The sequence below is a fragment of the Halobacillus dabanensis genome (assembly GCF_900114165.1).
GTDB classification, from domain to species: Bacteria; Bacillota; Bacilli; order Bacillales; family Halobacillaceae; genus Halobacillus; species Halobacillus dabanensis.
This window is the reverse complement of the sequence record NZ_FOSB01000005.1, coordinates 187,631-202,162: the sequence shown is the minus strand read 5'-3', so window position 1 is coordinate 202,162 and position 14,532 is coordinate 187,631. Positions and strand designations below refer to the sequence as shown.

The window sequence follows — 14,532 nt, the reverse complement described above, 5'->3', positions numbered from 1 at the left end:
CTATGGAAGAAGCATGTAGAAAGCGACCTTCATCGAAAAGGTCGCTTTCTTTTATTTTTTCAGACGTACGTATTCTGAAGATATTTCTTCGTGTATGTTCGGCCGGCTTGCGAGTACTGTCGTTTTATTAAGAAGATCCAGTTCTTCCCTATCCGCCCGGGTAACGATTCCACCCACTTCACGGACCAGAATACTACCTGCTGCATAATCCCATGGCATGAGAGTCATTGTTAAATAGCCATCCAAAATCCCTTCAGCAACAAGTGCGAATTCCAGTGCAGCAGAACCATACGATCTTGTACTTCTTAATTTCTTCACAAGATCATGGATCCCTTGATGATCGACATGGGGATTCTCTGGAATCATCCAGGATGTATTAAGAGCTAGAATCGATTCATTTAAAGGCCGTTCTTCATTAAGCGGGGAAAGTTTAACATCGTTCTTATAAGCCCCTTCCCCTCGTTTAGCGGTATATAGAGTCTCCTCCATTACATTATAAATGAGGCCGATTTCCCCTTCTCCTTCGTAATAAATACCGATAGAGATAGCAAAGTTCCTCTTTTGGTGGACAAAGTTCATCGTCCCATCAATCGGATCGACAATCCAGACGGTTCCGCCAAGGTCTTCTATTTCATCACCGAACCCTTCTTCTCCCAATAAATAATGGTCCGGATACGTTTCTTTTATTTTTTTGGCGAAAAATTGTTCTGTCTCCTGGTCCATTTCTGTCACAAGGTCGTTCGGGTTGGATTTTGTTTCAATGGATCGAGGCGAATCAATGTTCGATTTGATCCGTTCACCAGCTTCCAAGACCCAAGCTTTTGCATAATCAAAAATCTCGTTCTTTTTCTGTTGATCCATAACATCGTACCCCTTTTATCAGTCTCATTCTTTATCGTATCAAAACCAAACGAATATTGCATCAAATGCAACTTTCCCATAAACCTCCCTTACCTTGAAAACTCAGCTTAGAGACTTTCAGGGTCCATTACTCTAAGAGCACTAGGTTTGTATGGGTAACAACTCGCTTACCTGCGGGGGAACTGGCAAGCTTCCTCGACCGCAGGAGTCTCGCACATCCCCCTCCACCCAACACTATGTTTATCTCTCCTAAAAGAAAGGTGAGCGAACCTTATATACGTGTGCTTGTGCATGTATATACCTCTAGGATGCGACTGCAATAAGTTTGTAGGCTTTTTTGCGGTCTTAAATTTTATTTAGAGCTATCGACTCCGGGAAATAAATACGGCAAGGGGCAGCGGGGATGAGGAAACTCCTAATTTAAATGCGGAAGCACCTTGCTCAACGGCATATGGACTGGACGTTCAAATGTGGAGGTGTCTGGGTCAGCCTCGACAAGCTTAAGAACAATTATTACAGGGAGTGTTCTTCTCCCAGAAATGACTAGGAAAGAAGTTTGGTTAAGTTCGCAACGTCCTGTTGCAACACCGAACGACCCCACTTCCTGTGAGGCCTAAGTCCTCGAGAGGCTAGACACCGAAACTAGCCAAGAGCTGGAGGAGATAAAGGAAACACGAAGAGCTTAGCGATTCGATGTTGACTTATCGTACAGAAGCGAGGGAAGTCTCACTAGCCGTTAGGTGCTGGAGCTGGATAGCACATGGGTGGCAAACTTTCAATTCTATAGGTGACTTTAAATTTAAATAATGAACGGAAAGGATAGACTGGCGAGACACCACAGGGCTTTAGCCCGAGGAGGCTTGCCGTCTTCCCCGCGGAAAGCGACTTCTCCCCCGCTTCCCCTTTTTCTCAACTACAGTCTCGGAATCGAATCTTCTGCGCCCCTACCAATTAACAACATACTTAATAATAATACACAAAAAAAGCGAGCAACCTTATTGTTGCTCGCTACTCTATAGACCATTCAATCAATTGCTTACGAAGTTCAGAGAGTCTTCTCTTTGTCTTTTTCATCTGCTCGACATCTCCGCCGATCATTGCATCGTGCAATGTCACCAGTTCGTAATCAATCTCCATACGGATTACCGGGAGCTTCTCTTCTGCTTCTCTTTTACGCAATGCTTCCATGACATGTTTCACTGCCAACCCCTCCCTTTCAAATCCTTACTTTATATATATGTCACTTTCACGGCAGAAGTTTCAATTAGATTACTTATATGTAACCCATTTTTTCCGTATTCAAACCATGCAAACACATCTCTTAGTAACCAGGGATTGTTGTGATAAAATAAGACCGAGAAAATGTAGGAGTTGATAGAATGACGACATTTAATGGTTTTACACAAGAAGACTTTGACGTTTTTTCCATTCCTGGACTTGAAAATAGAATGGAAGCATTGAGAGAACGCATTTCTCCCAAGTTAGAAGCTATAACGACAGAACTCGCACCAGATGTTACCGCAATGACAGGGGATGAAATGTTCGTTCATGTGGCAAAACATGCACGCAGGAAAACAAACCCACCAAATGATACCTGGGCAGCCCTTGCTTCGAATAAAAGAGGTTACAAAAAGCTCCCCCATTTCCAAGTCGGTTTATGGGAATCTCATGTATTCATTTGGTTTGCAGTCATCTATGAAAGCCCGATCAAGCAGGACTTTGCTTATAAGCTAGAACAAAACAAGCGAGAGGTACTTGATCAGATCCCTGATGATTACGTATGGTCTGTGGACCACACTAAACCAGAGGCCTTCCCTCAATCAGAGGTGGATGAAGGTAAATTCCTGAATATGACTGAACGATTGAAGTCTGTGAAAAAAGCAGAAATCCTCTGTGGTCGTCACATAGAACGCGGGGATGAGCGCTTAAAAGACCCGGAAGCTTTTCTAAATCTCTGCAAAGAAACCTTCCAAACATTAGAACCTCTCTATCGTTACACGAAGCAATTATCGTAAAAAAGAGGATTATGCTTACCCATAGCTCCTAAATTTGCTAGACAGCAAAATAGGCTCATCATGTCGATGAGCCTATTTTTTACATCTTCACTTTTTCCCCTTTTTTGAGGGACTTCGCTTGTTTGATTGTGCGGTAACAAGAGTATCCTGACTCTTTTTCGAACTGTCCGCATAAGGTTTTTTCTTCACTTTTGGATGGTACGATTTGTTTGAACCTCGTGTAGGCAATCAATAAATCGTCGCGGCTTACCCCTTTTTCATAAGCTTGCTCGACCATACTGTAAAAATTGACGACATCAATGATTTCTTCTTTGGACCAGTAGGTTTCATCTATCGGATAGGTATAACTCATGGTTTCCCTCCTTATTTACTCCATCGTTCACGGATTTCTTCCGCCTCTTTCCTGATCCGTTTAAAAAGGTCTTCTACTTCCGGAATATCTTTGATACGGGAAGCAACTTGCCCCGCCCAGCCGAACCCGCTTTCTTTTTCTCCGTCATAAATGAACTTTTTATTCGCATCGCCACTTATAAAATTTTTCAAACCTTCATAACCGGCTTCTTGTTCTTCCAACTCTAAAATACGTGTTGTCCAATCATTTTTCAAGGCACGCGCAGGGGCTCTCAAACTTCTCTTGATGACAGCAGTTGATGTCTCATCCGCTTCCAGGAGAGCTTGAAGGTATGCAGGATGTGCATGGACGCATTCTTTTGTCGCAATAAAACGAGTCCCCATCTCCACTCCTTCTGCCCCAAGAGCGAGAGCTGCCATTAGCCCACGACCATCTCCAATACCGCCGGAAGCGATGACAGGTATGTCCACTGCATCGACTACTGCAGGAGTCAGAACGAATGTTCCAACATCATCACGACCTAGATGCCCGCCCCCTTCATGGCCGACAACCATCACCGCATCTGCCCCTAACTCTTCCGCTTTTACTGCCTGCCTTCTAGCAGCAACAAGCACAAGTGTTTTGATCCCGGTTCCGCTAACAAGGTCCAGGACCGGAGCAGGATTCCCTCCTGTTACAGAAATGGCTGGAACTTTTTTATCAACCGCCACCTGGACCATTTCCTTAAAAGGGCGGCCATGCTGTCCAATTGCAAAATTCACCCCGAACGGCCTGCTGGTCTTCTCTCTGACACGATCGATTTCTTCCCTTAATTGTTCCGGCCCTTCCATACTCATCGCAGTCAATTGCCCCAGCCCGCCAGCATTAGATACAGCTGCTGCCAAATCAGAGTAAGCCAAATGGGCGAGACCCCCCTGTATGATCGGGTATGTAATCCCAAATAAGTCTGTTACACGCGTTTTCCATTCCACTTGCATCCCCTCCCTTTTGCATTATTTTATCATGATTGAGTTAAGGATACACAAAAGACTAGCCAGCCATTTAGGACTCTGCTATAATTCATTTGCTTTTCTATTTTAAAGAGGTGGACCAACAGATGAACCAACATGAAACGCCCTTATTTACAGGGTTGAAAAAACATAGAGAACGAAATCCCATCCAATTCCACATTCCTGGACACAAAAAGGGAAAAGGAATGGATGAGGAGTTCAGAAATTTTATCGGAGAAAATGCTTTATCCATTGATCTGATCAATATAGAACCATTGGATGACCTGCACCACCCTCAAGGGATGATCAAACAAGCGCAAGACTTAGCAGCTGAGGCTTTCGGAGCCGATTATACCTTTTTCTCTGTCCAGGGAACATCAGGGGCGATTATGACGATGATCATGAGTGTCTGCTATCCCGGGGATAAAATTATCGTGCCGCGAAATGTCCACAAATCGATAACGACAGCGATCATATTTTCAGGAGCCAAGCCTGTATTCATCCATCCCGAGCTTGATGACCGTTTCGGAATCTCCCATGGAATAACATCGGATGCAGTGAAAAAAGCATGCGAGGCTCATCCAGATGCAAAAGGCTTACTTGTCATCAATCCAACGTATTTCGGCGTGACAGCAGATTTGAAAGAAATCGTTTCTATTGCTCGCGGTTATGATATACCTGTGCTCGTTGACGAAGCCCACGGGGTTCATATCCATTTTCATGACAGGCTCCCCCTTTCAGCTATGCAAGCAGGAGCGGATATGGCAGCAACGAGTGTTCATAAGCTTGGCGGCTCGCTTACTCAAAGTTCTGTACTGAATTTGCGCGAGGGGCTCGTTTCCCAAGAAAGAGTACAATCCATTCTATCGATGCTGCACACGACCTCTACATCTTATATTTTGCTTGCAAGTCTTGATACAGCAAGACGCCACTTAGCCATCAACGGAAAAACACTGTTGGATGAAACATTACGCCTATCTGATCTCGCACGGGTTAGACTGAATGAGATCCCTGCAATCTATTGTCCTGGCAGTGAGATATTGACCAGTGATGCAACCGTCGACTTCGACCCGACGAAATTGATCATTTCCGTAAAAAAACTCGGTTTGTCAGGTTACGATGTAGAAGTATGGCTTCGCGAAAACTATAATATTGAAGTCGAACTTTCAGACCTCTATAACATCCTCTGCATCATAACACCTGGTGATACGGAAGAGGAAATCCATATGCTTGTAGAAGCATTGCAACACTTAGCAAACCAATGCACAGCATCAGAAGAATTGAAAAACATTCCTGTTAAAGTACCGGATATTCCCGTTCTCGCCCTATCACCGAGGGAAGCTTTTTATGCAGCAACAGAAACCGTACCACTTACCGATGCGGTTGGCAGGATCAGTGCAGAGTTTGTGATGGTATACCCTCCAGGAATACCAATCTTCATACCGGGAGAAATCATTACAGCTGAAAACGTGGACTATATCCACGAAAATGTGGAAGCAGGATTACCTGTTCAAGGACCAGAAGATGACACACTTGAGACGATTCAAGTTATTCGGGAACAGAAAGCTTTCAAATAAAAAAAGAAGCCTGATGCGGGCTTCTTTTTTATTTTGTGCGCGGCTCGTCGGTTTTGCGCCCGGCTCAGCGGTTTTACGCGCGACTCAGCAGTTTTGCGCGTGAAACAGCATGCGCAAATGGAATCTTGCTTCACAAAAAAGAACCGGGCATCTGCCCGGTCCTTTAATATTTACTTCACAGAAAGTATCTGTTTATTTTTCTTCTGTTTTGTTGCATGTCGGACATGTGCCATAAAGCGTTGAAACCTTTTCATTTTCATAATGCTCGATTACCTTTTGACAGTCTTTACAAACGATTGTACCCATTAGCATCCACTCCCTTATTTGTAATCGTTTTCAATGTAATTACATTCTAATATGACACAATCTAAAAATCAAGCCCAAAAGTATAACTTTTTGTAAATTGTGACATACTAATAATTTTTCTTCCTATCATTTTATGAACTTAATTTATTTTATAGTACAAAAAAAGCCATCCCGGTGGATGACCTTTCACATTTTATGGAGTTTTGATTCGTGCTGGATCCAATAATTCATATCCTTTTTCCCGTAAACCATCGACGATGGAGCCAAGTGCTTCATTCGTCCATTCCCGGTCATGCATAAGCAAATTAGCTCCATTATTAAGAAGCGGGGTGTTAACCATAATATCTGCCAGTGCAGAAGCATCCTGATACTCGCTTTCCCAGTCATAACCATACGTCCAGTTCATGACGAGCATCCCTTCTTCCTGAGCAAGATTTCTGGAATAATCTGTGTTCGATCCGAAAGGTGCTCGGAAAAAGCTCGGGCGTTCTCCGATGATTTCTTCTATTTTATCATTCAGCCCGACAATTTCTTCTCTTTGTTCTTCTTCACTCAAATCCTTCAGGTTACTATGGGAATCTGTGTGGTTCCCTATTGGAAATCCCAATTCATAAATTTCCTTCAACCTCTCTTTTTCCTCCGGTTCATCGATGAAATGGCCGTTCACGAAAAAGATTGCTGGTGCATTCTTTTCTTTCAATGTTTTTGCCATCTCTACAGCGTGAGCGTCTGGTGCATCATCAATCGTCAGTAAAGCCACTTGCGGATTTGCATCACCGATTGGCTTGAACGTCCAGTTAGAGGTGATCTCATATTGAGGTTGTATTGTTTTCGCGACTTCTTCTGTTTTTTCTTCTTGTTCCGTTTTTGCTTCTTCTTCCTCTTCTTCCTCTGTTGTTCCTTCTTCCTCTCCTGACTTCTCTTTTTCTGCTTCCCCTGTCACTTCTTCCTCTTGTACCTCCGCTCCTTCATTTACTTTCTCATTCTCCGCTTCCGAGCAGGCAGAAAGTAAAAAAAGTAAGACGAAAAGCATTCCGGCCCATTTTTTCATTGGTGTCCCTCCACTGTTATGTATTTCCACTTTCTCCATTATATAAGATTATTCTACATTTTTTCTATCGTTTTCGGGTAATTTATTATATAATATTAAATCGTGGTCTTATGACTCCTACATATGGGTGATTAAAAATGCTACAATCTTTGAAAAAATTCAAATTTTTAGGAAGCCGGACATTAAAAACAGGGATTTCTGTCTTTTTTACTGCATTGATTTGCGGTTTTTTTAATTTGCCTATTATTTTTGCAGTCATAACGGCGATTGTCACCATTGAACACACGGCTGCAGACTCTATTAAAAAAGCTGCTGTACGTTTTCCAGCTTCCGCTATCGGTGCTTTGCTTTCAACGACTTTTTATGGATTGTTTGGCAAAGGGGCGTTGACATTCGCACTTGTTGCAATGCTCACGATCGCAGTCTGTCATAAAATGAAACTGGATGACGGGATTATCGTTGCCACTATCACCGCTACAGCGATGATTCCCGACTTTCAAGATCAGTATTTTGTTTCATTCATCACACGATTGGGTACTACATCCATTGGGATCATCATTTCTACTTTTGTGAATTTTTTCCTGCTGCCTCCGAATTATTCGCCGATGATTTACAAAAACATCAATGATTTGTATAATCATGCTGGCCTGCTTCTCAAGCGAATAATTTATGACGTTACAGCAGAATCTAAAGAGAAAACCCGAGCCATTCAAAGGTCTTACCGCCAATTGACCGCCCATTTGGAGCAAACACATCAATTATCGCAATTTCAGCGAGAAGAATGGAAGTACCATCGCCACACAGAAGAAGAGATGGTCGCTTTTCAACTGTCTCAACGAAAGTTGGCAGCTTTTCAGCAAATTGCTTATCACCTGGGTAACTTGCAGTATGTACAAACAAAAAGCTCTGACTTTCGCGAAGATGAAAAACATCTTTTACTTGATTTGACAGATGAATATTCTCGAGTGTTGAGCGATCCTACACATACCATTCGTGAGACCCAGTTTGAAATGGTCCATAAGTTAGATGATGCATTCTGGAAATGGAAAGAAGACCATGTTGTAAGACAAACAGCTTACAGACACCATCTTCCCCCGCAAACGATTTTGATTTATGAATTGCTTTGTTTTCACGACGTGTTGGAAGAATTACAAAATCTTTCCCACAAACAAAAGCAATTAATAAAACAATGTTATGGGAGTCCGGGGGGACAAAACGATACTTAATAGGAGGGATGTTAGTTATGAATCAAGTCACGAAGGTATTCTATATTTCCGTTGTGGTGGCATTGTTATTCATCGGTTGGGGAGTCATCCCTGAAGAAACATTGCCGACATGGAATTTATCTAATGTAACATCGAACATTCAAGGTTTTTTAACTGACAAATTCGGTTGGTTCTACCTGTTATCAGCTACAGGATTCTTGATTTTTGCTATCTTTTTGATCTTCTCTAAATATGGAAATATCAAACTAGGTAAACCGGATGATGAACCGGAGTATCCATATATCACATGGTTCGCTATGCTATTCAGTGCTGGTATGGGAATCGGCCTGGTTTTCTGGGGTGCTGCAGAACCACTATCCCACTTCCACACGCCGGCTAGAATCGGTGAAGCACCGACTAGTGAAGATGCCGCCCAGTCAGCTTTGAAGTACTCGTTCTTCCACTGGGGCTTACACCCATGGGCTATTTACGCTGTACTCGCTTTGGCACTTGCTTACTTCAAGTTCAGAAAGGATGCACCTGGGGTCATCAGTGCTGCCCTTACACCAGTTCTAGGTGAGAAAAGGGTCAAAGGCCCAATCGGCACACTTATTGATTTTATTGCTGTTTTTGCAACCATTTTCGGTGTGGCTACATCCCTGGGATTAGGTGCCTTGCAGATTTCCAGTGGACTAGCCTATACAATCGACGGTCTGGAAGACACTTTCGGATTGCAATTAGCCATCATTGGTGTCGTTACTGTATTATTTATGATCTCTGCCATGACTGGATTGAATAAAGGAATTAAATACCTCAGTAACACCAATATCGTACTTGCTATTTTACTGATGGTATTCTTGTTATTCGCAGGACCTACGAACTTTATCATGGATTATTTCACCACGACATTCGGTTCTTATGTTCGTGATTTACCATATATGAGTTTCCGTTTGACTCCTTTTGCGGAAGATAACTCATGGGTCCAAGGTTGGACCATCTTCTACTGGGCTTGGTGGATTTCCTGGGCTCCATTTGTAGGAACATTCATCGCCCGTGTATCCCGGGGACGTACGATTCGTGAATTCATCCTCGGTGTACTTCTTGTACCAACTATTTTTGGTGCGCTATGGTTCTCTGTATTCGGCGGGACAGCCATTTCACTTGAATTCTTCGATGGCGTAGATATCTATACTGATGTACAGGAACTAGGTACCGAGGTTGCCCTATTCTCTATGCTTCAGCATATTCCGCTTGGTGCTGTCATGTCTATCATCGCATTGCTGTTGATCAGTACATTTTTCGTAACGTCTGCTGACTCCGCTACTTTCGTATTAGGAATGCAGACAACGAATGGCAGCTTGAATCCGAAAAACCAGGTTAAATTTACTTGGGGAATCATTCAAGCTGGTGCAGCAGCTGTTCTACTTTGGCAAGGTGGTTTAGGTGCCCTGCAAACGGCAGCTATTATCGCAGCTTTTCCGTTCACTTTCATCATGATTCTCATTTGCTTCTCCTTATTGAACGCGTTCCAGGATGAAGCGAAAAAGATCGATTTGAAAAAGAAGAAAACTCGCTAAAACATACCTGTAAGAAACAGGTACGCACAGGATAAAATCACTGTCATTTTAAAACGCGTGGAATCAAGATTCTCAAATCTGATTCCACGCGTTTTTTTGTTGGATCCTGTCCCTTAGAATAAATGGTAGAGAATATGAGCCCCTTTCACGATTTATGGAGGTGTAGTGCTTAGGAATGGTAAGCGGCCCCCGTTCCTTCCATCCTTGTTTTACAAAGAGTGTCAATATAAAACACTGCCCTATCATTTAGATGACAAAATGATAACAGTCGAATAAATCACTGCCAGGCTTGTTACAATAGAAATGGATTAATCGACAAGGGAGTGTTCTATCAATGGTGAATCGACTATTATTGTCTTTATGCGCAATTCTCCTCTTAGCAGGTTGTTTACACCAATCAGAAGATATCCAGGTACTTACAGCTACGCCAAAGGATTATGAACTTCATTTATATACAGATTCAGAAAATGAAAATACAGCACAAGATTATATGAGTGCATTGCTCGACTGGAAACTTAAACAAGAAGATGCGACAGAGCTCCAATTTAAACAGTCTGAAACGAAAAAGGATCACCTGAACATCCCTGATGACGAATTACCTGTACTTGTAGTTAAGGAAAAAGGAAAGACCATCACAACTATCTCCGGAGAAAACCCACGCAAAGAAATTTTAATGGCTCTTGAAAAAAATGTTACTGTAGCCTCAAGATAATATATACTACTAACCCTTCTGTAAGAGTTACAGAGGGGTTTTATGTCTCTTCCCCCTTTTTATTAATCGTTCAGTCCTAATTCTATATTAGCTTTTTGATTAGGAAAAAAAGTCTGGTACATAAAAAACCCGGTATGCTTGCAGGAGCATACCGGGTTCTTTCTATTATTACTTCACAATGTGAATCGGTTGATCGATCGCAACTTCAGCAGCTTCCATCGTGATCTCACCAAGAGTTGGGTGAGCATGGATAGTAAGTGCCAAGTCTTCAGCTGTCATACCAGATTCAATAGCCAAGCCAAGCTCAGCAATCATATCACTGGCATTTGCACCAGCGATTTGAGCACCGATAACAAGACCATCTTCTTTACGTGTGACTAGCTTCAAGAAACCTTCATTTTCGTTAAGAGATAGAGCACGTCCGTTTGCTGCGAACGGGAACTTCGATGCTTTAACATCATATCCAGCGTCTTTCGCTTCCTGCTCCGTATAACCGACAGATGCTAGTTCAGGATCAGAGAATACGACAGCCGGGATACCTAGATAGTCGATCTCAGACTTCTCACCAGAAATCGCTTCTGCAGCGATTTTACCTTCATAAGAAGCTTTGTGAGCAAGTGGTGGTCCATCAACAATGTCACCGATCGCATAAATGTTATCAATGCTAGTACGGCACTGTTTATCGATCTCGATGATACCTTTGTCGCTCATTTTCACGCCAAGATCTTCCAGACCAATTTCTTCTGTGTTCGGACGACGACCAACGGTTACAAGAACATAATCAGCATCGATGGATTTTTCTTCCCCTTTAGCTTCATACTTCACTGTAACGCCGTTATCCGTTTCCTCAACACCTTGAGCCATTGCTTCTGTGATGACTTCTACGCCTTTTTTCTTCAGACGCTTTTTAACAATGGAAGTCATTTGCTTCTCGAAACCACCAAGAATATCTTTCGTACCTTCAAGGATGGTTACTTCTGTTCCGAAGTTCGCATAAGCAGTACCAAGCTCTGTACCGATGTAACCGCCGCCGATAACGACCATCTTGCTTGGAATCTCTTCAAGGTTCAACGCGCCTGTTGAATCCAGGACACGATCAGAGAATTTGAAAGAAGGAATCTCAATCGGACGGGAACCTGTTGCAATGATGCAATTGTTGAACGTGTACGTCTGAGAATTCTTTTCATCCATTACGCGAACCGTGTTTTTGTCTACGAAGTAAACTTCACCTTTTACGATGTCGACTTTGTTTCCTTTAAGGAGACCTTCAACACCGCCTGTCAGTTTGTTTACAACGCCGCCTTTCCACTCTTGTACTTTAGAGAAGTCAACGGTTGTATTTTCCGATTTGATGCCCATGTCTTCTGCACCTTGAGCATGTTCATAACGGTGACCAGCCTGGATCAACGCTTTAGAAGGCACACAACCAACGTTCAAACAAACGCCGCCTAGGTTGCCTTTATCAACGATCGTTACATTTTGGCCAGATTGTGCAGCGCGGATGGCGGCAACATAACCGCCAGGACCCGCACCGACAACTAATGTGTCTAGTTCAATTGGGAAATCTCCTACTACCATACTTTACGCCTCCATCATGATTAGTTGTGGATCGTTCAGTAAACGCTTGATGTTGTTCATTGCATGCTGAGCTGTCGCACCATCGATAATACGGTGGTCGAAGCTTAAGGAAATGGCAAGAACGGGAGCTACTACAACTTCGCCATCACGTACGATAGGCTTGTCTGCAATTCGTCCGATACCAAGGATCGCAACTTCCGGGTGGTTGATAACCGGTGTGAACCACTGGCCACCTGCAGATCCGATATTTGTAATTGTAGTGGAAGCACCTTTCATTTCTTCTGCTGATAGTTTACCGTCACGAGCTTTCACAGCTAGTTCGTTGATTTCGCTGGAGATGGAGAAGACTGACTTGCGATCCGCGTCTTTAACAACTGGAACCATAAGTCCTTTCTCCGTATCTGCTGCGATACCAATATTATAATAGTGTTTCTGAATAATTTCATCCGTTTTGTCGTCAATTGACGTATTAAGAACTGGGTACTTCTTCAGAGTAGACACAAGAGACTTCACGACATATGGAAGGTAAGTCAGCTTGATATCCTGCTCTGCAGCGACTGATTTGAATTTCTTACGGTGAGCAACAAGTTCGGAAACATCTACTTCATCCATCAATGTTACGTGAGGAGCTGTATGCTTGGAGTTAACCATAGCTTTAGAAATCGCTTTGCGGATTCCGCTCATCTTCTCACGAGTTTCTGGATAAGCTTCGCCTGCAGCTGGTGCTGCTTGCTGCGTGCTTGCTGCCTCTTCTTGTTTCTCTTCTGCTGGTGCTTCCGTAGCCGCTTCTGCTTGACCACCGTTCATGAAGCTTTCTACATCTTCTTTTAAAACGCGACCGTTTTTGCCGGATCCTTGGACTTTACGGATATCGACATCATTGTCACGAGCAAATTTACGAACAGAAGGCATGGCGACAACGCGCTTATCTTCATCGACATCACTGTCATCAGAAGAAGCTGCTGGTTGTTCTGTCTTCTCTTCTTTGCTTTCTTCCTTAGAAGCTTCTTGTTTTTCTCCCTTAGGCTCTTCTTTCGGCTCCTCGGAAGCTGGTGCATCTTCAGATCCGTCATCGATAGTAATGATGACAGTTCCTACAGTTGTTGTTTCTCCCTCGTCTACATGGATATCTTTGACTGTTCCATCAACCTGGGAAGGGATTTCGACAACAGCTTTATCATTTTGTACTTCACAAAGTACATCGTCTTCTTTAACTTCGTCGCCAGGTTTGACGAACCATTTTGCTATTTCACCTTCGTGGATACCTTCACCGATATCAGGCAGCTTAAATTCAAATGCCACGGTTATTACCTCCTAGTATTAGAGATGATTAAAAGTTCATTACGTCGTTGACTTTTTCAACGATCGTGTTGTGGTTTGGCAACCATACTTCTTCTGCTTGAGTAAATGCGTAAACTGTATCTGGTGCAGCTACGCGCAATACTGGTGCTTCCAGGTGAAGAATGGCTTTTTCTTGAATTTCAGAAACAACGGCCGAAGCAATACCTGCTTGTTTTTGAGCTTCTTGGACAACAACCGCACGGTTAGTTTTCTTCACTGATTCAAGGATTGTTTCATAGTCGACAGGTGCGACCGTACGCAAGTCGATGACTTCTGCACTAACCCCGTCTTTTTCAAGTTCTTCCGCAGCTTTAAGGCATGAATGTACCATTGCGCCGTAGGCAACCAAGGTAACGTCCGTTCCTTCACGCTTAACTGCAGCTTTGTCTAATTCTACTGTATATTCTTCTTCCGGCACTTCTTCACGGAATGAACGGTAAAGCTTCATGTGCTCAAGGAAGATGACTGGATCATTATTACGGATGGAAGAGATCAAAAGACCTTTCGCATCATATGGATTAGATGGGATTACGACACGTAGACCAGGCTGTTGTGCCATTAGTCCTTCAAGGCTGTCTGCGTGAAGTTCTGGTGTGTGTACACCGCCGCCGAATGGAGAACGAACAGTGATCGGCATAGGACGTGTACCACCAGAACGGTAACGATAACGAGCCATTTGACCGCTGATTGCATCCATTGTTTCATAAACGAAACCGAAGAATTGGATTTCAGGTACTGGACGGAAGCCTGTAAGAGCAAGTCCGATAGACATACCACCGATTCCGGATTCAGCTAGTGGTGTATCGAATACACGATCTTCGCCGAATTCTTGCTGAAGGCCTTCTGTGGCACGGAATACTCCGCCGTTCTGACCAACGTCTTCACCGAAAATCAGGACGTTTTCATCATTTTTAAGTTCAGTGCGCATCGCATCTGTGATGGCTTGGATCATTGTCATTTGTGCCATG

Annotated in this window: 14 protein-coding genes; 5 read left to right on the top strand and 9 right to left on the bottom strand. The window is 43.2% G+C overall.

The window, feature by feature from the left end; translation table 11 throughout:
- Positions 1 to 51 precede the first annotated feature (51 nt).
- Positions 52 to 861: an inositol monophosphatase family protein gene (locus BMZ58_RS10460; protein ID WP_075036505.1), complete on the bottom strand. Its 810-nt coding sequence runs from the start codon at positions 859 to 861 to the stop codon at positions 52 to 54.
- 1,008 nt (positions 862 to 1,869) lie between these two features.
- On the bottom strand, positions 1,870 to 2,061 hold the full coding sequence (locus BMZ58_RS10450) for a hypothetical protein (protein WP_075036503.1): 192 nt from the start codon (positions 2,059 to 2,061) through the stop codon (positions 1,870 to 1,872).
- A 179-nt stretch (positions 2,062 to 2,240) separates the two neighbouring features.
- Between BMZ58_RS10450 and BMZ58_RS10445 the strand changes: the two genes are divergently transcribed.
- On the top strand, positions 2,241 to 2,876 hold the full coding sequence (locus BMZ58_RS10445; RefSeq protein ID WP_075036502.1) for a YktB family protein: 636 nt from the start codon (positions 2,241 to 2,243) through the stop codon (positions 2,874 to 2,876).
- A gap of 79 nt (positions 2,877 to 2,955) precedes the next feature.
- On the opposite strand, the gene BMZ58_RS10440 is transcribed toward BMZ58_RS10445, so the two are convergent.
- Positions 2,956 to 3,228, bottom strand: a complete 273-nt coding sequence (locus tag BMZ58_RS10440; protein WP_075036501.1) for a UPF0223 family protein — start codon at positions 3,226 to 3,228, stop codon at positions 2,956 to 2,958.
- A gap of 11 nt (positions 3,229 to 3,239) precedes the next feature.
- Positions 3,240 to 4,199 (bottom strand): NAD(P)H-dependent flavin oxidoreductase, encoded by a 960-nt coding sequence (locus BMZ58_RS10435; protein WP_075036500.1) that lies wholly within the window; start codon positions 4,197 to 4,199, stop codon positions 3,240 to 3,242.
- Positions 4,200 to 4,324: 125 nt separating this feature from the next.
- On the opposite strand from BMZ58_RS10435, the gene BMZ58_RS10430 reads away from it, so the two are divergent.
- A complete protein-coding gene (locus BMZ58_RS10430) occupies positions 4,325 to 5,794 on the top strand; it encodes an aminotransferase class I/II-fold pyridoxal phosphate-dependent enzyme (RefSeq protein ID WP_075036499.1) in 1,470 nt (489 codons plus the stop codon).
- 192 nt (positions 5,795 to 5,986) lie between these two features.
- Here BMZ58_RS10430 and BMZ58_RS10425 read toward each other — a convergent pair whose 3' ends face one another.
- On the bottom strand, positions 5,987 to 6,100 hold the full coding sequence (locus BMZ58_RS10425) for a GapA-binding peptide SR1P (RefSeq protein WP_075036498.1): 114 nt from the start codon (positions 6,098 to 6,100) through the stop codon (positions 5,987 to 5,989).
- A gap of 193 nt (positions 6,101 to 6,293) precedes the next feature.
- Positions 6,294 to 7,151 carry a polysaccharide deacetylase family protein gene (locus BMZ58_RS10420; RefSeq protein WP_075036497.1) on the bottom strand — a complete coding sequence of 286 codons (858 nt, stop codon included), beginning with the start codon at positions 7,149 to 7,151 and terminating at the stop codon, positions 6,294 to 6,296.
- Between the two features lie 137 nt (positions 7,152 to 7,288).
- Here BMZ58_RS10420 and BMZ58_RS10415 point away from each other — a divergent pair, with 137 nt between their 5' ends.
- The 3 genes from BMZ58_RS10415 (at position 7,289) to BMZ58_RS10405 (ending at position 10,645) form a co-directional block, all read left to right on the top strand.
- On the top strand, positions 7,289 to 8,377 hold the full coding sequence (locus BMZ58_RS10415; RefSeq protein WP_075036496.1) for an FUSC family protein: 1,089 nt from the start codon (positions 7,289 to 7,291) through the stop codon (positions 8,375 to 8,377).
- A gap of 17 nt (positions 8,378 to 8,394) precedes the next feature.
- Positions 8,395 to 9,933, top strand: a complete 1,539-nt coding sequence (locus BMZ58_RS10410; protein WP_075036495.1) for a glycine betaine uptake BCCT transporter — start codon at positions 8,395 to 8,397, stop codon at positions 9,931 to 9,933.
- 334 nt (positions 9,934 to 10,267) lie between these two features.
- Positions 10,268 to 10,645: a hypothetical protein gene (locus BMZ58_RS10405; RefSeq protein ID WP_075036494.1), complete on the top strand. Its 378-nt coding sequence runs from the start codon at positions 10,268 to 10,270 to the stop codon at positions 10,643 to 10,645.
- A gap of 168 nt (positions 10,646 to 10,813) precedes the next feature.
- Here the strand turns inward: BMZ58_RS10405 and lpdA are convergent, their stop codons facing one another.
- The 3 genes from lpdA to BMZ58_RS10390 are packed head-to-tail and all read right to left on the bottom strand — an operon-like array spanning position 10,814 to position 14,531.
- Positions 10,814 to 12,223, bottom strand: a complete 1,410-nt coding sequence (lpdA, locus tag BMZ58_RS10400) for a dihydrolipoyl dehydrogenase (protein WP_075036493.1) — start codon at positions 12,221 to 12,223, stop codon at positions 10,814 to 10,816.
- 3 nt (positions 12,224 to 12,226) lie between these two features.
- On the bottom strand, positions 12,227 to 13,525 hold the full coding sequence (locus BMZ58_RS10395) for a dihydrolipoamide acetyltransferase family protein (RefSeq protein WP_075036492.1): 1,299 nt from the start codon (positions 13,523 to 13,525) through the stop codon (positions 12,227 to 12,229).
- A gap of 28 nt (positions 13,526 to 13,553) precedes the next feature.
- A complete protein-coding gene (locus BMZ58_RS10390) occupies positions 13,554 to 14,531 on the bottom strand; it encodes an alpha-ketoacid dehydrogenase subunit beta (protein WP_075036491.1) in 978 nt (325 codons plus the stop codon).
- Position 14,532 lies beyond the last annotated feature (1 nt).